This window comes from Vibrio sp. THAF190c (assembly GCF_009363355.1).
GTDB lineage: Bacteria > Pseudomonadota > Gammaproteobacteria > Enterobacterales > Vibrionaceae > Vibrio > Vibrio fortis_A.
Genome location: NZ_CP045338.1, coordinates 1517864 through 1535649 on the forward strand (window position 1 = coordinate 1517864; position 17786 = coordinate 1535649).

Consider the following 17786-nt stretch of genomic DNA (forward strand, 5'->3'; position numbering starts at 1 on the left):
CCTTAGAGGCATTTTGCTGGTTTAGGAAGACCAGCTAGTTTAGTTGCCTGCTTTGCTGGGCCCTTTTTAAACAGCTTAAACAGGTATTTGCTGTTGCCTTTTTCAGGACCATGAGCCTTTTCCATCGCTTTTACAAGCATGCGAACTGCAGGGGAAGTGTTGAACTCTTCATAGAAATCACGCACGAAATGAACGACTTCTAGGTGAGCTTCTGTGAGTTCAATACCTTCGTCATCAGCCAGAGTCTCGATCATACCTTCTTCCCATTGCGTGTGGTCTAGAAGATAGCCTTGAGCGTCAGTTTCGATTTGTTTTCCGTTATATTCAAACATGTTTAATCCAGAGTCATATCAATCAGCTGCGTAGGGTACATTACTCAGTGAGGTTTCCCAACAAATAATAGCGAATAGAAAACAAAAAGCCCAAGACGAATCTTGGGCTCTCAAGCTTATTTAGTTGACGATGTTATTAGTCGTCGTTACCCATAATACCTAGAATGCTTAGTAGGCTGATGAAGATGTTGTAGATAGATACATACAGCGTAACTGTCGCTGAAATGTAGTTAGTTTCACCGCCACGAATGATACCTTGAGTTGTCATCAAGATAGCCATTGTAGAGAACACAATGAATAGGCTGCTAAGCGCTAAGTGTAGAATTGTCGATTGGATGAAAAAGCTTGCAATCATACCAACAACTAGCACTACGAATAGTGAAAGCATTAGGCCGCCCATCATTGATAGGTCGCGTTTAGTCGTTAATGCGTAAGCTGATGCTGCCATAAATGATAGTGCAGTACCGCCCAGAGCAGTTAGAACCACATCTCCCATGCCTGCGCCGATGTATGCATTGAGAAGAGGGCCAATGGTGTAGCCTAGGAAACCAGTGAATAGGAATGTAAACACTAGACCCATGCTGTTGTCACGGTTCTTCTCTGTTAGGAAAAGTAGACCATAGAAACCAACCAGCATAATGATTAGACCAGGGCGAGGCAGATTCATTGCCATCGAAATGCCTGCTACAACAGCAGACCAAAGTAGTGTCATTGAAAGTAGCGCGTAGGTGTTACGCAGTACTTTGTTGGTTTGCAGAGCGCTCTCTTGAGAGGCCGTGCGAGAAAACATAGGGCTGTTCATAATCTTCCTCGTAAGGTGATATCAATAGTTATTAGTACATTTATGGTGCTGAAAGTTCGAAAAATCAAGCCTTTCATTCAATTTGTCTGCTTAAAATGATAATCAAAATAGAGAGTTAAGTGTTTTTCAAGGTGTAACACAATGTAACTGTGCGACGGTATCTTGTCCTCTAAAATAGAAAGGGCAGCAAAAATAGCTGCCCTGTTAGGTAGATAAGGATTCTAGTGGTGCAGAATCTGACTCAAGAAGTTTTGAGTTCGATCGGACTGCGGGTTTTCGAAGAAGTCGACAGGATTGTTCTCTTCGATGATTTCACCCGCATCCATAAAGATCACTCGGTCGGCTACTTCTTTCGCAAAGCCCATTTCATGCGTAACACAAAGCATGGTCATGCCTTCTTCCGCTAATTCAACCATAACGTCTAGAACCTCACGAACCATCTCTGGGTCAAGTGCCGAAGTTGGTTCATCGAACAACATTACTTGTGGGTTCATACACAATGAGCGTGCGATTGCTACACGTTGTTGCTGACCACCAGAAAGTTGACCTGGAAACTTATCCGCTTGCTCTGGGATTTTTACACGTTCCAGGTATTTCATTGCGATTGCTTCAGCTTCTTCCTTCGGCATTTTCTTTACCCAAATTGGAGCTAGGGTACAGTTCTCTAATACCGTAAGGTGTGGGAACAGGTTGAAGTGCTGAAAACACATGCCTACGTCCTTACGTACGGCTTCAATGTTTTTTAGATCTTCAGTTAGCTCATTACCTGAAACAAAGATGTGTCCTTTTTGGTGCTCTTCTAATCGGTTGATACAGCGAATCATCGTTGATTTACCCGAGCCAGAAGGGCCACAGATTACGATCTTCTCGCCTTTCTTAACTTCTAGATTGATGTTTTTAAGAACGTGGAACTCACCGTACCACTTGTTCATGTCTTTTAGTTCAATCATCAATTCTTGAGATTCGTTGTTTTGTTGTTGCGTCATAATACGTCCTTGATCTCTTTAACTATCGTTTGTGACCGGTGTGAAGTCTGTTTTCTAGCCATATCGAGTATCTCGACATACCAAAACAGAACACCCAGAACACTAACGCGACAAATACATAACTTTCTGTTGCAAAGCCTAACCACTCAGGGTCGGTGTTAGCTGCTTGACCGATACCCAGTACATCGAACATACCGATGATGAGAACCAGACTGGTATCTTTAAACAGGCCAATAAAGGTGTTTACGATAGATGGGATCGTAATCTTTAGAGCTTGAGGAAGAATGATAAGTCCCATTTTCTTCCAGTAAGTTAAGCCAAGCGCATCTGCGGCCTCATATTGACCTTTAGGAATCGCTTGTAAGCCACCACGGATAACCTCTGCCATGTAAGCTGCACTGAACAGCACCACACCTACTAGTGCACGAAGCAGTTTATCTGTTTCTGAACCCGCAGATAGGAACAGTGGAAGCATTACTGATGCCATGAACAGCACGGTAATCAGAGGTACACCACGCCAGATTTCGATATATACAGTACAGATACTGCGAATAATCGGCATTTCCGAGCGTCGTCCAAGTGCCAGTGCGACACCTATAGGTAGGGACACCACAATACCAACAAGTGCGATGATTAGTGTAACTAGCAAACCGCCCCATTTGTGTGTCTCTACAACCTCTAGACCAAATACACCGCCATAAAGTAGAGCGCCAATTAGGAATGGGTAGATGTTCACGAAGAATAACCAAATCCACGTACGCTTTGGAGTTCCTTCATAGGCTAATAAGCCAACGAAGACAGCGAGCGTAAAGTAGAATAGGCGAGGGCGCCACAGTTCAGCTTCAGGGTAGAAGCCGTACATAAACTGCTCCCAACGAACACTGATGAATACCCAACACGCACCATCACTTGTACAAGCGTCACGTGTCGTACCTACCCAGTCTGCGTTCAGGATGCCCCAGTCAAAAACTGTCCAAATTAATGAGAATGCGAAGTAACCTAGGATTACGGTTACGACACTGTTCACAGGACCATTAAATAGGTTTTTTCTAAGCCAACCTACAACACCGACCGTATTCGCTGGAGGTGGTAAATCAGGCTGAAATTGATGTGTGCTCATTTTATCTCTCCACCAATGCAACTTTACGGTTATAGATATTCATTAACGCAGAGGTTAATAAGCTCAATGTGAGGTAAACACCCATTGTCATCGCGATAATTTCAATCGCCTGACCGGTTTGGTTAAGCGTTGTTCCAGCGAACACAGAAACCAAATCAGGATAACCAATCGCCATTGCTAGTGATGAGTTTTTAGTTAGGTTTAAGTATTGGCTTGTTAGCGGTGGGATGATAATTCTCAACGCTTGCGGAATGATAACCAGCTTCAAAGTTCGAGAACGTGGCAAACCTAGAGACATTGCCGCTTCAGTTTGGCCATGACTTACAGCGTTAATACCTGAGCGTACGATCTCAGCGATAAATGACGCCGTATAGATACTTAGGGCAAGCATAAGAGCTGCAAGCTCTGGGATGATGCTGATACCGCCTTTAAAGTTAAAACCTTTAAGAGCAGGATATTCAGCTGAAATTGGCATACCCATAATGAAGTAAACAATGATTGGTAGAACAACAATTAAACCAAGAGCGATACGACCCATTGGTGTTTGTTGACCCGTTAAGCGTTGTTTGTTGTTAGCCCAAATATTAATGATGATGGTCGCTACAATACCCGCTATAAAAGCGGCGATAACAATACTACTTCCTGCCTCAAAGACAGGTGCAGGGAAGTAAAGACCACGAACATTAAGAAAGATTGCTTCACCAAGACTTAAGCTTTGGCGAGCTGATGGTAGCGCTTGTAGAACAGCGAAGTACCAGAAGAAAATTTGTAGCAAAAGAGGAACGTTACGGAAAATTTCGATATAAACCGCAGCGAGTCGGCTAACTAGCCAGTTTGATGATAGACGCGCAACACCCATGGTAAAACCAAGAACTGTCGCTAGGATGATACCCAGAACAGAAACGAGTGCGGTATTAAGCAGGCCAACAATGAATGTTCGACCATAAGAGAAGGTTTCGTCATATTCGACGAGCGTTAAACCGATACCAAAGCCAGCTTCTTGGCTAAGGAAATCGAAACCGGTAGCGATGCCGCGCGCGTCCAAGTTCGTTAACGCATTGTTGACAATGGTATAGAAGAAAGCGGCGAGAGCACCAAGAGCGATGATCTGAAAGACGACCGATCTGAAAGTTGGGTTATAAAGAAGGTTTGCGCTTTTAGCTTGGGGCTTTTCCTGGGAAGGAACAGAAGTGTTATTAGGTTTCATACTGCAATAACCTCAAATCCATTTAACAGTTAGGGCGGAAATCCGCCCTAATTCCGTGTTACTCAGTTGTAAATTCAGCGACTCTAGGTCAATCGGCTATATAAAGGATTGGCCAGAAGCCGCTGTGTAAAGTAATCACGTAGTGGCTATTAACGGATTGGTGGAGCGTACATAAAGCCGCCCGCATTCCATAGCGCGTTTACACCACGAGAGATCTGAAGAGGAGAACCTGTACCTACAGTACGCTCGAAACTCTCACCATAGTTACCCACTTGCTTGATAACTTGGTAACCCCAGTCATCACGGATACCTAGGCCTTTACCTTTAGGACCATCAACACCAAGGATACGCTTGATGTTTGGATCTTTAGACTTCAGCATTTCGTCTGCATTTTTAGATGTAATGCCGTACTCTTCTGCGTTAACCATTGCAGACAGTGTCCACTTAGCTACGTTGAACCACTTGTCGTCATCTTGACGAACTACTGGACCTAGAGGTTCTTTAGAGATGATTTCTGGAAGTACTTCAGCAGACTTAGGATCTGCAAGGTTTAGACGAAGTGCGTAAAGGCCAGATTGGTCTGTTGTAAGAACGTCACAACGACCTGCATCGAAACCTTTAGAAGTTTGCGCAGCCGTATCAAATACCACTGGCTTGTAAGACATACCGTTGTTACGGAAGTAGTCAGCAAGGTTAAGCTCTGTTGTTGTACCAGACTGAACACATACAGATGCGCCGTCTAGTTCTTTAGCACTCGTTAGGCCAAGATCTTTCTTAACCATAAAGCCTTGACCATCGTAGTAGTTAACGCCTACGAAGTTCAGACCAAGTGCCGTATCACGGTGCAGCGTCCATGTCGTGTTACGTGACAGAACATCGATCTCACCCGATTGTAGAGCCGTAAAACGCTCTTTAGCCGTTAGAGGTACGTATTTAACTTTAGTCTTATCACCGAGTACAGCCGCTGCAAGAGCTTGACAATACTCAACATCAATTCCTTCCCATTCACCTTTTGAGTTAGGGTTAGAGAACCCTGGAAGACCTGTACTTACACCACAAGTTAGAAAGCCTTGAGATGTGACTTTGTCCAGAGTGCTTTCTGCCGCTGATGCAGATGTTGCCATCATTGCAGTTGATGCAGCTACTACTGAAGCAAGAAGTGTTAGTTTATTTGTCATTTGTATCCTTCCTTGTTAAACCAGGTGACACCTGATACACGTGCTCGATTTGTGTTGTGCTTGCTGTGTTGCTTGTTTTTGTTACCTTTAAGCGCGGCTGCCCAAATCATGATTTGCATTTTGCAAATAACATTGTGTGCGATTTGAACAACTGTTTATAAGGTTAGGAAAGGATTTGCAGTTTCTCAAATGTATAATTTAAAAAGATTTTTGAGTGAAATCACAAATCCGGACACATTTAGAATGACCAAATGTTACGTGAATGTAAATAGTGCAAGGGCTCACACTGTTGGTGCAACGAGATTTAGGTTTCTAATTTCTCAATAGCCTAGCTGAATATATTGTTTAGGTGATTTTCTGTCGAAACTTTAACCTTAAGAAAATCTGAAATTTGGTGAAATATTATTTTAATTATGCAAATGCACCTAGGATTATGCCCCAAATTTGGTAGCATGCATGAATAGTTATTAAAGAGGTCTCAAGGAAGAAAATGCGTTACTTTCCAATGTTTTTAGACATCGAAAACAAACCGATTTTGGTTGTGGGTGGTGGCGAAGTAGCCTGTCGAAAAGTCGATAGTTTGCTTCGAGCTGGAGGCGATGTAACCCTTATATCACCGAAGGTTGAACCTTATTTGCAGCAATTAATAGATGAAAATAAACTGCACTGGGTGCAAAATTTTTATTCGTCTCAAATGCTGTCGAATCGTTACTTGCAAGTATGGGCAACGACGGACAACCCAGAGCTAAATCATCAAGTGCATAGTGATGCAAAAAAAATGGGTATTTTAGTAAATGTGGTCGACGACCAGCCATATTGTGACTTTATTACTCCTTCGATGATCAACCGAGGTAGAATTCAGATCGCGATATCCAGTGGTGGTGCGTCACCTGTTTTAGTTCGTAATATTCGTGAAAAGTTTGAGAGCTTATTACCGCAAAACTTGGGTCTACTCGCCGACTTTGGTGCTTCGAAACGTAACTCAATTAAAGAAACCTTTCCAACGGTAGATGAACGTCGTAAGTTTTGGGAGCGTTTTTTATCTTCATCGCGTATAGAACGTATTACAGAGCGAGAAGAGCTGGAAGCATTCTATCAAGAGTCTTTAAAGGAAGATGTGGATTCGCAAGGGCAGGTGACTTGGATCGAGTTTGAGTCAGACGTCGAGCTACTATCAATTAAAGCATTACGTTTGATGCAGGAAGCGGAACTTGTTTTACATCCAGCTGACTGTCCATTTGAATATGTGGATTTGTGTCGTCGTGACGCTGAACGTGAGCAGTTCAAGGACAGTGGTGACCTGTCTACCAAGCTGATGAAGGCTCGTAGCGAGAACTTACGAGTGTGTGTTTTTGTGCCGCCAAGTAGTGTCGAATTTAACCTGCTTATCGGTAGTGATGTTAAGTTAGCGTCTGGGCGCAGTCTTTAAGCTTTATTACTCGCCTATGATATGACTGAAATCACAGTCATTTAGAAACACAAAAGCCTCAATACGATTAGGCATTGAGGCTTTTTTATGCGGCTAAATTAATATTAGTCGCGGAAGTTATCGAACTGGAATGGTTGACCTAGCTCACCATTGCGAACTAGCGCCATAACAGCTTGAAGATCGTCACGCTTCTTACCTGTCACGCGAACTTTCTCACCTTGGATCGCAGCTTGAACTTTGATCTTGTTGTCTTTAATTAGCTTAACGATTTTCTTAGCAACTGGAGTCTCGATACCTTGTTTGAAGATAACGGTTTGGTGCCAGTATTTACCAGATTGATCAGCTTTTTGAGATTCCATAGCTGACACATCTACACCACGTTTGGTTAGGTTGCCACGCAGGATATCACGAAGCTGTTTTAGTTGAAAGTCGTGCTCTGCAGACAGTTTTACTGTTTCATCTTTGAATTCAAAGCTTGCTTCAACACCACGGAAGTCGAAACGTGTTGCAAGTTCGCGGTTTGCATTATCTACCGCGTGGCGCAGTTCAACGGTTTCGATCTCAGAGATAATATCAAATGAAGGCATGGTTAATTCCTTAAGCTAAGTTTCTATCTTTAATTGCAGTTGCAAGCAGTTCAAGCATGCTCGCTGTATCGTCCCAGCTTAGACATGGATCAGTGATTGATTTGCCATACTCTAAGTTGTTGATGTCTTTCATCGACTGGTTGCCTTCTTCAATGAAGCTCTCAGCCATGATACCTGCGATTTGATTCTTACCAGACTTGATCTGCTCACAGATGTCTTTAGCAACATCAAGTTGTTTACGGTGTTGTTTCTGACAGTTAGCGTGGCTAAAGTCGACAACAAGACGTTGTGGCAGATCGAACTCAGCCAGTTGTTGGCATGCTTGATCAACAGACTCAGCGTCGAAGTTAGGACCTTTATCACCACCACGTAGGATAACGTGACCGTATGGGTTACCAGAAGTGCGGTAAACAGTCATGCGACCATTTTTATCTGGCGAGTAGAAGTAGTGAGAGGCTTGTGAAGCACGGATAGCGTCGATAGCGATCTTGATGTTGCCGTTAGTCGCGTTTTTAAAACCAACTGGGCAAGACAGAGCAGACGCCATCTCACGGTGAATTTGTGACTCAGTGGTACGTGCACCAATTGCGCCCCAAGTAATCAGGTCAGCAATGTATTGGCCAGTGATCATATCCAAGAACTCAGTTGCCGTTGCTAGACCAAGTTTATTGATATCAAGTAGAAGCTTACGAGCTTTGTTAAGACCGGCTTCTAGTGCGTAAGAGCCGTCTAAATTCGGGTCAGTAATCAGACCTTTCCAACCTACGACAGTGCGCGGCTTTTCAAAGTAAGTTCTCATTACGACGAACAGTTCGTCTTTATATTGCTCTTGAATTTTGCTTAGACGCTCAGCGTAATCTAAAGCGGCATCAGTGTCGTGCACAGAACAAGGGCCAACGATGACCAGTAGACGGTTGTCGCGTCCAGTGAGGATGTCTTCGATTTGGCGGCGAGAGTTTGCAATGCGCTCAGCAACGTCGTCAGTGATTGGGTGTGCGTTGCCTAATTCGGCAGGAGTTGGCATTGGCCCAAGTGCTTGGGTTCTCAACTCATCAGTTTTTAATGGCATGTGATAGCTTTTTATTCTATTGCGAAGCAGTAAAGATAACGGAATTAATCGGAGGAATAAACTCCCTTAGGTCAAAGTTATCTCGGATATCGGCAATATTCTTAGATTTATCAGTTTGCTTGGGGCGTACTTCAAGGTGAGATTGATTGAAACGAGTTGAATTACGGGATGAGTAACGTTAGCTCTCTTTTTTGTAACATTTTTTTGACATTCAAACGCGCGTTAGGTTAACTGGTCAGACAACTATAAAGCTAGGACGCAGCAATGTTATCACCACTTCAGAAAGCAAATTTTTATCTCAACATGTTTGGTTTTTTTAAAGTGCCTTTGATTTGGTTATGTCGACCAAAACTGTTGGCGCTAGATGATACCCATGTCGAAGTAAAAATTCCCTTGAAAAGAAGGACTAAAAACCACCTCAATAGCATGTATTTTGGCGTGCTAGCAGTAGGGGCGGATGTGGCCGGTGGTTTCCTTGCGATGAGTAAGTCTCAGCAACAAGGCGAGAAGATCTCTTTGGCTTTTAAGGGAGTGAATGGCCAGTTTCTAAAAAGACCAGAAGGGGATGTGCATTTTACGTGTCGTGATGGCGCTCTGATTAACGATATGTTGGCAGAGACGATGAAAACCGGTGAAAGGGTTAACCAACCCGTTACTATTGTCGCGACATGTCCAACACTGCACGGTGATGAGCCAATGGCTGAGTTTACTTTAACGCTCTCTATTAAAAAGGTCAGCCGTTAAGCTGACCTCTATATTTTTAATTCGAGTAAGACTTCCTTTAAGTGACCCGGTCACGTAAAGGTGAGCGTTAGACTTGAGTGATCTCTTCAATATCGACTATCTTCGAACGGTTCATAACGATTTTCCAACGATAGTATGTCGGCTCGCTATCGTGATTATTCTCTTTGATGATCAAATTAAGCAGATGACGTTTCTCGACCGACTCTCGACTGACCTGACCTTCATTCAAACGATAGACTTTATTAGAACCCTTATCCATCAAACGAGTTAATGCTCTTAGGCTGATAGACAGCGTCTCGCGTGTCTCTTCGTAACCACTCATGAAAGTTGATGTCGACATTTCTGTATGTGAGCGATAATGAAGGATTTGTTCCTCGCGCTGTACAACACGCTTTTTACGTATCGCTTGAATACGATCTGCAAGCTTCGAAAAACTTGTGTAGTCGAGCCACTCTAACTTGTGTCCAACGACTTTCTTGGTTGTAGGATCCAGATAACGGCGTTTCCACTTAGGTTTCCCTTTACGAATCCAACGCCAAAGAATATCACGTAGATCATCTTTAAATATCTCGCGTAACGCGTAGATAAATGACATAGCGACAATAAATGATGCCGTAATCTCGCCAAGAAAGTCGCGAGCCAAGATAACCGTGGTTGTCACGAACACCATCACAAGACCGGTTGCGATACCCTTAACGGCACGTTTAACGTTATTACCCATAGAGACCGCTTTCTCTTGCAGAACGATAGGGTGTTCAATCAGACGGCGTAGTAAGCGCATCTTATTGCTTAGACGAGTAACATCTTCACGAACTTTTGCTGAGTTGTATCGGTTGAGTTTGCGGTGTGCAGTTTCTTTTTCGCACAGTGCAATCAAACGTTCTTTAATCGTGGAGTATTCACTGCCTCTTGGCATATGAGAAACCAACGATAAAAACTTCTGCTCGGTATACCAAGATAGATAGTTATCGATATTGGCATAGTAACGCTTTAGGTTTTCTTCATATGGAATGCTTCGGCGAAGCTTCTTTAGGATGTCGAGTGCGAGCTCAATAACTTCATCTACTTCGTCTGAAGTGACCGTGTCACCATCATTCTTATTTAAGCTGGATACCGCTTTATCCAAAGCAATAACATATTGATACGCAAACAAACTTAGACTGACACGATATTGTGTAGTAGAGAGGCGTCCTCGTTTTGCAAGGCGACTGTGGACGAGAGGTAACAGTGTTTTATCACTGTAATAGGCACGTTTCTGAGTGATGGAACTGTAGAAGAATGCACTCTCAGAGAGAACCTCTGGCGTTAGGCCGAGCTCACCGGGAACAAAGAGATACACATCCATGTCGAGCTTTTTTGTCTTGGCCATTGCATGGTTTATTTTTAGTGTAATCGCGTCTTGTTTATCAACGGTGATCAACGAAAGTTCCTCTAATGTAAAAATATGAATGAAATTAGCGAAAGCATAACAGAGATCACGTATAATCTCTGCCAAATTTCATGTAGAGACAATTTTGATGATTAATATTGGTCAAATAAACAACTTAGAAGTAGTAAAACAGGCAGATTTCGGTGTATTCCTTGACGCAAGCGACTATGGAACCGTGTTGCTACCAAAGAAATTTACTCCTGAAGGCGTTGAAATTGGTCAAAAGTTAGATGTGTTACTTTACATCGATTCAGACAATCAAGTTGCAGCAACGACAGAAACTCCGATCGCGCAAGTGGGCGAGTGGGGTCTAATGCAAGTCGAGGGTGTGAACAGCACAGGTGCATTCGTTAACTGGGGCATCAAAGGCAAAGACCTACTAGTTCCATTTAGCGAACAGCGTGGCCGTCTGCATGAAGGTCAATCTATCCTTGTTTATGTTTACATTGATAAAGCGTCTAGTCGTATCGTAGGTACAACGAAGTTCAATAAGCTACTAGACAACACGCCAGCAAACTACAAGCGTAATCAGCAAGTAGACCTTATTATTGCTGAGCGTAGCCAACTGGGTTACAAAGCGATCGTAAACGGCGAGCACTGGGGTATGATTTTCCCGTCAGACGTTATCGGCAAGCTTTTCATCGGTAAAACGTTGAAAGGTTACATCAAGAACATTCGTGAAGAAGACGGCAAGATTGATCTCTCTTTACAGAAGGTTGGTGTGGCTAAGATGGATGACCTAAGCGTTAAGATCCTAGACTTACTCGAGAAAAAAGGCGGCTTTTTACCGCTGAATGATAAGTCTTCACCTGATGCTATTTTCTCTGCTTTCCGTACCAGTAAGGGTACATTCAAGAAAACGATCGGTGGTCTTTACAAAGCAGGTAAAATTTCGATTGATAAAGAAGGTATTACCTTAGTTAAGTAAAGGGCTATATTGAGGTAGCACTTAGCCAAGTTGGTGTTTGTAGAGGAGCTCTTTATGGGCTCCTTTTTGTTTTCAACGCTTTCTACTTTTTGCGGGCAATGTAAATGAAAAAAAAGCCCAAACGTTCCTGTCTGGGCTTAGGGGAAAGGGCTCCAAGGAGCCTACGCTTACAGCGCTATTTATCTGTCTGATAGGTCAAGTTTAGTCGAGTTTTACCAAATAGCGATTTATTCCCTTTAAAAGCAGATATATTTATTAATAGTTTTGATATTAATGGGGCTAAATACACTGTCTTAGGTTCGGTCATTCCCTTATAGCATTGAACACATTGAAACCAAAAAGCCCAATAACACGGTATATTTACTGGCGTGCTATCGGGCTTTTTGTCGCTTTAGTGTGGAGCTTTAAAACAAGTTTTTGTCTCGGACTAACTCACGAGGTAGGCCATTTTTAATGCGGTTGCCGACCCACTTACCAAGTCCGATAATCGCACCTTCAAACTTAACTAGAACTTCGCCTTTGCCTGATAGGCCGTCAGGGCGAACGTCGCGTCCCATGAACCACTCTCGAGCATCTTCAATGGTTAGTTCAACGACATTTGATTCGTTCCCTGTTGCCAGCGAAGTCGCAACTTGATGCTGCCAGCGATAGCCTTTCTTGTGTGTCTCGGCGATCTTGATACCCATACGCGAGAAACGTAGCTCACCAATCATTGGCTCAAGCGCAGCAGGGAATAGCCAAACATCTTTATCGCGAAGCCATACTTGTGCAACTCTTGGTAGAGAGATATCCAAGGCGGTGTTTAGATGAGTTTCAACTTCTTGTTGTATTTTCTTTGATGCCTTTTCAAATGGAAACTTGCCCATTCGTTTTTTAACTTGTGGTGGTGTAACTGAAGCTACCTTACGTATACGAGCGACAAAGAAGCCCTCTGAGTCGTAAACTTGTGGGAAGATGTGTAGGAATCCTTCTTCAGTTAAGGTTGCTTTTGCATCTTCGAATAAACCTTCAAGAGATTCAAACTCAACGGCATCACCAAATGTCTCCTTGAGGTGATGACAAACTTGCTGGTTTTCTTCGGTACTCAGGGTACAAGTTGAGTAGACCAATACGCCATCAGTCTTCAAAGCATGGAAAGCGCTCTCAATCAGATCTTTTTGTGTATTCGCGATATCAACAACCGAATCGTAGGTCCAGTTTTTCATTGCGTCCGCGTCTTTACGAACGGTACCTTCGCCAGAACATGGAGCGTCAAGAAGAACAGCGTCAAACGTTTCTGGTAGCCAACCACCAAACACACGCCCGTCGAAATTACTCAGTGCCGCATTGCGAACGCCACAACGTTCAATGTTTGCGTGAAGTACTTTTACACGACTCGCTGCGTATTCGTTTGCAACTAATACACCTTCATTGTTCATCAGAGCGGCGATCTGTGTCGTTTTAGAACCTGGAGCCGCAGCGGTGTCGAGTACCGCGTCATATTCCTCGTTACCGAAGAATAATGCTGAAGGTGGCATCATTGAGCTGGCTTCTTGAATGTAGAAAAGACCAGACATATGTTCAGATGTGTTTCCAAGTGGAACAATACTCTCGTCTGCAGTGATCCAAAAACCAGTATCGCACCATGGCACAGCTTCTAGTTCCCAGCCTTTGTCTTTTGCTCGAACGAGGAAGTCTTCAACACTGATCTTAAGTGTGTTGACTCGAATACTTTTGCGTAGCGGCTTCTGACAGGATTCGATGAATGAAGCCATGTCCAGATGACTAGGCATAAAGGTTTCGATATGAGTAAGAAACTCTTCGGGGATATAGACGTTAGCGTGCAAAGGGAAATCTCAGCTGTGACTTGAATGCGACAAGTTTAAAGCAAAATGGTTGAGGGCTAAACCACAATTAGCTTAGATAATAAAAATGCAGCCTATTGGCTGCATTTACGTTTAATTGTTGTTCTATCTGGAGCCTATGGGAGAATTAAGGCTTTGGAATCGCAGTGCGCCACATTTTCCAATCATCCTCCGCCTGTGGATAAAGGTAGAAAGATTGGTCTTCAGCCGCTTGTGGTTGAAGTGTATCTGTTGGCGGTGTAGCAAACGTGATGCCGCCGCGTAGCAAGCTCTCTACTGTTCCTGCTTTAATATTTGCACCAGATAAGCCGATAGAAACATCTACACCTGAGACATTCCAGAACACGCTGTTTGCGCGCACCAAGTAGGCGTATTCGGAGTCGATGCGGATCGTTGAGATGATACGATCTGCGAACTCACCCAAACGAACATCAATCACTGAGCCGATCTCTAATTCACGGAATAGGATTGGGGTGCCTTTAGTCACAGAACCACGAGATTCACTCTGAAGTACAAACACTTTACCTTGAGAGGCAACAGGCGCGTCTGAGAGTACAAACTGATTAGCACGTTTTCCTGATCCTGGTTCAACACTAATGTGCTTAGACAGTAGCGCCGAAACGTTTTTGATACCACTCAATCCAATCTCAGGGCTTGCCAACCAGAAATGACTATTCTGAACTGCCACTTTATCTACGTACTCCGGAAGAATTCGCGCTGTGATCTCAATACCTTTGCGATTAAAGTTTGGAACAACCAGCGTTACTTCGCCAACAGTGACACCCTGGTATTTAATCGCGGTGCCTTTAGCCACTTCAATATCACCACCAGCGGTCAACTGAATTGCTCGTCCAAATTTACGAGCCGTTTTTGCGTTCTCGTACAGTTTCCAAGATGAACCGATTTTGTTATCGATCCCTGGTAATGAATCAAACGCAATACCACCTTGAATCAACGTTTTTACCGGAGCTGCGGTAATGTTTACGCCAGCTAAAGAAGCATCGACTTCAACACCAGAGCGGTTCCAAAATACAGTCTGAGCGGTAATTAGGTGTGTATAGCGGTTCTCGACCTTAGCTTTGATCTTCACACCACCATCAGATAGTTGAAAGTCGGATACAGTACCCACTTCTAGGTTTCGATAAAGAATAGGGCTACCTTTCGAGATAGGAGGCAGTTCGTTGGCAAATAGAGTGATCGACTTTGAACCACTATGATTCAGTTTAGCCAACTCAGCCAAAGATTTACTTTGGAACAGCTGATATGTCGGTTGTACTTTAGCTTGCCCTTCGCTTACAAAGCTGATTGAGCCCGTCAACAATTGTTTGGCTGGTGGCACTGTGACACTCAAGCCAGACTCAGTGAGTTCAGCGGACGCGCTGCCTGTCACAAAGAAACGGTTGTTGCTCTTGATAAGGTGCGCGTATTGGTTGTCGATTAGCGCATCCATGTAAACTTCGTGCTTATCACTTCCCGTGCCAACACCATCTACCAAGCCCACTTCAATGATCGAACCGACAGCTATGCCTTTGTAAAGAAGGTTGGTGCCAACATCTAGGCCAAATGAATTGTTCGACGTAAGACGAATCGCGACTGACTTTTCTTGTTGTTGGTTGTACTCATGTTTGCGGATAGCTGTAAATTGACGAGCCTTGTCACCTTCGCCCGGTACCAGCGTTAAGAAGTTACCTGTTACTAGGTTGCCAATGTTTTCGACACCCGTTAAAGACAGTTTGGCTTCTTCTAAGATGAATTTACTACCAGAGTTCAGGAAATCACTAAATGCAGGTTGAATGGCTGCTGAAGCGACCACATTTTCGCGGCCCTTGCTCAGTGACAGGTCGGTAATCTGACCGATTTCGATACCTCGGTACATAATCGGAGCGCCTGTTGCGCTGATGTTGTTGTCATCAGGCACGGCAATTTTGACCGAGATACCACGACCAGCAGTCTTCAAGTCTGGGTAGAGCTTGAACTTGGTATTCATTTCGACAGGCTGACCTTCTCCTGGCGAGTCCACAGCAATCGAGCCACCAAGCAAGGCACTTAGACTCTCTAAACGCACGTCGACACCAGAGAAGCCAATGCTTGCACCTAAACCACTTACATTCCAAAAACGGCTTTGGTCAGTGATGATATGGCTATATTCGTCTTTGATGGCCGCTTGAATGGTGACAGATTTTCCACTCTCGTTGAGCTGGTAATTGTATACCTCACCGATTGGGATTTTGCGATAGACAATTTGAGAACCAACCGATACGCCGCCAAGGTCTTTTGCCGTCAGCATAATGTTCAAGCCTTCAGAAGCGAGTAGGTCAGAAGGGGATGACTCTAAAGCCTTGAACACGGTTTCAGGCTCTTGCTCAGTCTCACTTGGGTGAATCGCAATATAGTTACCAGATACCAAAGCATCCAAACCTGAAATCCCAGATAGGCTAGCCGTTGGTTTCACTAACCAAAATCGGGTGCCTTTGCTAAGAAGTTTTTTCGCCTCAGGGTAGATGTCTGCATCAACATAGATACTTTCAAGATCTTCCGAGAGAGTGATGTCGCGCACCATACCCACTTCAAGACCTTGATAGCGAATGGTCGTTCGGCCTGCGATTAAACCTGCCGCATCGGAGAAGTAGATTTGTACGCGTTGTCCAGCATCGTGGATAGATTTCATCACCAACCAACCGGCGAGAGCGACGGTTAATATTGGAAGAATCCACAAAGGCGAGATACCTTTGTTTTTTCTTATCTCTGGTGAGTACGACGTTTGTGATTGGTTATTGTTGTTCATTCACTGACCCATCATTAGAGGTGTGGTTATCCCAAATAAGCCTTGGATCTAAGCTTTCAGCAGCGAGCATGGTAAGTACTACCACAATGCCAAAAGCCACAGCACCGTATCCCGGTGTAAAATTAAGTATTTGACCGCGGTCGACCAGCGTCATCATGATTGAGATAACGAACAGATCCATCACAGACCATTTCCCAATCCATTTAACGATAAAGTAAATCGTCATACGCTGACGGCGATAGAGTGTTCTTTTTACTTGAATGCATATAAGAATGTAGGCAAGTCCAAGAATCTTAGCGACAGGCACGATGATACTGGCGATAAAAATGATCGCTGCGATGCCATACATCTCACTATTTATTAATGAGGCAACACCGGAGATTATTGTATCTTCAAGGCGTTGGCCGTTAGTGATGAGTATCGAAATAGGGATGACGTTAGCGGGTATGATCGCAACGGATGCCGCAAATAGGAGGCACCACGTCTTTTGAATTGAGTATGGTTTACGATGATAAAGCTGGTGGTGGCAGCGCACGCAATTTTCGCCCTCTGGCTGGGAAAGGTGACAGTTATGGCAGTGAACACTTTTAGCTTCTTCAAATTCGAAGCTTGTTTCTTCCTTCCACGCTTCCCAATAACGGCGAACACTAATGCGGCTCACCAGCAGCACACTAAACAGTTGCAGAAGTAGTAGGCCGATAAGCCCGGGGCCGACAAAAATGTCTGAATAATCCTGCAGCTTAAAACATGAGACCGCAACACTGACAAGGAATACATCGAGCATCATCCAGTGTTTGAGTGTTTGGATGATAGCCAGCGAATAACGAAATGGCATGAACCACTTCATGTCTAAAGCTAGGTGAGTCATCAATACTGAACTGCAGACAAGAAAAGGTGCAATGGAACTGCAGAATAGGATTAATAATCCGAGTAGCGGGAAACCTTCCGCCATCAGCGTGAATACGCCAGAAGGCAGAGTCGCAGGGATCATCACGCCAATTAGACGAATACTGATGTAGTCGAAAAAGTGCGACGGAATGAACAACAGCAAACAGGTAACCGCTATTGCCAGGTTGCCTGATAGGCTAGGAGATCCACCTCGATAAAGCTGAGTACCGCAGCGAGGACAATACGCTGATTTTCCGCTCGGGACGGCGGTTTTATCTACCGGTAACTCGCACCCTTGGCAAAGACGCACATTTTGTGCCTCTTTCTGATGGTGTTTTGGCAATGAAACAGATGAGCTTGACGCTTTAGAAGTGGAGGCCATAAGACCTCCGGAAGATGATTTGATTGTTGGTAAGTGGAAACTGGTTTTGTTTGATTGGGCGAGTATTAGCCTCGCC

15 protein-coding genes are annotated in these 17786 nt (G+C 44.0%); 3 read left to right on the forward strand and 12 right to left on the reverse strand.

Features of this window, described 5'->3' with window-relative positions; genetic code table 11:
- Nucleotides 1-2 precede the first annotated feature (2 nt).
- The 6 genes from FIV04_RS06670 to FIV04_RS06695 all read right to left on the reverse strand — a co-directional run bounded on the left by FIV04_RS06670 (nt 3) and on the right by FIV04_RS06695 (nt 5625).
- Complete coding sequence (locus FIV04_RS06670) at nt 3-332, reverse strand: TusE/DsrC/DsvC family sulfur relay protein (protein WP_152468642.1); 330 nt, start codon at nt 330-332, stop codon at nt 3-5.
- Between the two features lie 136 nt (nt 333-468).
- Nucleotides 469-1134, reverse strand: a complete 666-nt coding sequence (locus FIV04_RS06675) for a Bax inhibitor-1/YccA family protein (protein WP_150872326.1) — start codon at nt 1132-1134, stop codon at nt 469-471.
- Nucleotides 1135-1355: 221 nt separating this feature from the next.
- Nucleotides 1356-2120 (reverse strand): amino acid ABC transporter ATP-binding protein, encoded by a 765-nt coding sequence (locus FIV04_RS06680; protein ID WP_032549136.1) that lies wholly within the window; start codon nt 2118-2120, stop codon nt 1356-1358.
- A 22-nt stretch (nt 2121-2142) separates the two neighbouring features.
- Complete coding sequence (locus FIV04_RS06685; RefSeq protein WP_032549135.1) at nt 2143-3240, reverse strand: amino acid ABC transporter permease; 1098 nt, start codon at nt 3238-3240, stop codon at nt 2143-2145.
- 1 nt (nt 3241) lies between these two features.
- The gene (locus tag FIV04_RS06690) at nt 3242-4447 is read right to left on the reverse strand and encodes an amino acid ABC transporter permease (protein WP_152468643.1); all 1206 of its coding nucleotides are present in this window, start codon (nt 4445-4447) and stop codon (nt 3242-3244) included.
- 149 nt (nt 4448-4596) lie between these two features.
- Complete coding sequence (locus FIV04_RS06695) at nt 4597-5625, reverse strand: amino acid ABC transporter substrate-binding protein (RefSeq protein WP_150872329.1); 1029 nt, start codon at nt 5623-5625, stop codon at nt 4597-4599.
- Between the two features lie 490 nt (nt 5626-6115).
- Here FIV04_RS06695 and FIV04_RS06700 point away from each other — a divergent pair, with 490 nt between their 5' ends.
- Nucleotides 6116-7054 (forward strand): bifunctional precorrin-2 dehydrogenase/sirohydrochlorin ferrochelatase, encoded by a 939-nt coding sequence (locus FIV04_RS06700; RefSeq protein ID WP_152468644.1) that lies wholly within the window; start codon nt 6116-6118, stop codon nt 7052-7054.
- A 104-nt stretch (nt 7055-7158) separates the two neighbouring features.
- Here FIV04_RS06700 and FIV04_RS06705 read toward each other — a convergent pair whose 3' ends face one another.
- Together FIV04_RS06705 and FIV04_RS06710 are read right to left on the reverse strand one after the other, a co-directional pair.
- The gene (locus tag FIV04_RS06705) at nt 7159-7641 is read right to left on the reverse strand and encodes a YajQ family cyclic di-GMP-binding protein (RefSeq protein WP_150872333.1); all 483 of its coding nucleotides are present in this window, start codon (nt 7639-7641) and stop codon (nt 7159-7161) included.
- 10 nt (nt 7642-7651) lie between these two features.
- Nucleotides 7652-8710: a 3-deoxy-7-phosphoheptulonate synthase gene (locus FIV04_RS06710; protein WP_032549130.1), complete on the reverse strand. Its 1059-nt coding sequence runs from the start codon at nt 8708-8710 to the stop codon at nt 7652-7654.
- A 264-nt stretch (nt 8711-8974) separates the two neighbouring features.
- Here FIV04_RS06710 and FIV04_RS06715 point away from each other — a divergent pair, with 264 nt between their 5' ends.
- A complete protein-coding gene (locus FIV04_RS06715; protein ID WP_032549129.1) occupies nt 8975-9454 on the forward strand; it encodes a PaaI family thioesterase in 480 nt (159 codons plus the stop codon).
- Nucleotides 9455-9521: 67 nt separating this feature from the next.
- Here the strand turns inward: FIV04_RS06715 and FIV04_RS06720 are convergent, their stop codons facing one another.
- Nucleotides 9522-10874 (reverse strand): hypothetical protein, encoded by a 1353-nt coding sequence (locus tag FIV04_RS06720; RefSeq protein ID WP_152468645.1) that lies wholly within the window; start codon nt 10872-10874, stop codon nt 9522-9524.
- A 97-nt stretch (nt 10875-10971) separates the two neighbouring features.
- Between FIV04_RS06720 and FIV04_RS06725 the strand changes: the two genes are divergently transcribed.
- On the forward strand, nt 10972-11811 hold the full coding sequence (locus FIV04_RS06725) for a S1 RNA-binding domain-containing protein (RefSeq protein WP_150895953.1): 840 nt from the start codon (nt 10972-10974) through the stop codon (nt 11809-11811).
- 404 nt (nt 11812-12215) lie between these two features.
- Here the strand turns inward: FIV04_RS06725 and rsmF are convergent, their stop codons facing one another.
- From rsmF to FIV04_RS06740, 3 genes are all read right to left on the reverse strand, one after another.
- A complete protein-coding gene (gene rsmF, locus FIV04_RS06730) occupies nt 12216-13637 on the reverse strand; it encodes a 16S rRNA (cytosine(1407)-C(5))-methyltransferase RsmF (protein ID WP_152468646.1) in 1422 nt (473 codons plus the stop codon).
- Between the two features lie 145 nt (nt 13638-13782).
- Entirely contained in the window at nt 13783-16440 is a 2658-nt protein-coding gene (locus FIV04_RS06735) for an MlaD family protein (RefSeq protein WP_152468647.1), read from the reverse strand.
- Entirely contained in the window at nt 16427-17710 is a 1284-nt protein-coding gene (locus FIV04_RS06740) for a paraquat-inducible protein A (RefSeq protein WP_150872342.1), read from the reverse strand. Before FIV04_RS06740 ends, FIV04_RS06735 begins: the two co-directional genes overlap by 14 nt.
- Nucleotides 17711-17786: the final 76 nt, after the last annotated feature.

Bases quoted from the DNA above. Each gene is read 5' to 3' on its own strand.
- FIV04_RS06710 (WP_032549130.1), bottom strand. From the start codon at position 8,710: ATGCCATTAAAAACTGATGAGTTGAGAACCCAAGCACTTGGGCCAATG.
- FIV04_RS06735 (WP_152468647.1), bottom strand. From the start codon at position 16,440: ATGAACAACAATAACCAATCACAAACGTCGTACTCACCAGAGATAAGA.
- FIV04_RS06705 (WP_150872333.1), bottom strand. From the start codon at position 7,641: ATGCCTTCATTTGATATTATCTCTGAGATCGAAACCGTTGAACTGCGC.
- FIV04_RS06685 (WP_032549135.1), bottom strand. From the start codon at position 3,240: ATGAGCACACATCAATTTCAGCCTGATTTACCACCTCCAGCGAATACG.
- FIV04_RS06680 (WP_032549136.1), bottom strand. From the start codon at position 2,120: ATGACGCAACAACAAAACAACGAATCTCAAGAATTGATGATTGAACTA.
- FIV04_RS06715 (WP_032549129.1), top strand. From the start codon at position 8,975: ATGTTATCACCACTTCAGAAAGCAAATTTTTATCTCAACATGTTTGGT.
- FIV04_RS06725 (WP_150895953.1), top strand. From the start codon at position 10,972: ATGATTAATATTGGTCAAATAAACAACTTAGAAGTAGTAAAACAGGCA.
- FIV04_RS06675 (WP_150872326.1), bottom strand. From the start codon at position 1,134: ATGAACAGCCCTATGTTTTCTCGCACGGCCTCTCAAGAGAGCGCTCTG.
- FIV04_RS06670 (WP_152468642.1), bottom strand. From the start codon at position 332: ATGTTTGAATATAACGGAAAACAAATCGAAACTGACGCTCAAGGCTAT.
- FIV04_RS06740 (WP_150872342.1), bottom strand. From the start codon at position 17,710: ATGGCCTCCACTTCTAAAGCGTCAAGCTCATCTGTTTCATTGCCAAAA.
- FIV04_RS06695 (WP_150872329.1), bottom strand. From the start codon at position 5,625: ATGACAAATAAACTAACACTTCTTGCTTCAGTAGTAGCTGCATCAACT.
- FIV04_RS06690 (WP_152468643.1), bottom strand. From the start codon at position 4,447: ATGAAACCTAATAACACTTCTGTTCCTTCCCAGGAAAAGCCCCAAGCT.
- FIV04_RS06700 (WP_152468644.1), top strand. From the start codon at position 6,116: ATGCGTTACTTTCCAATGTTTTTAGACATCGAAAACAAACCGATTTTG.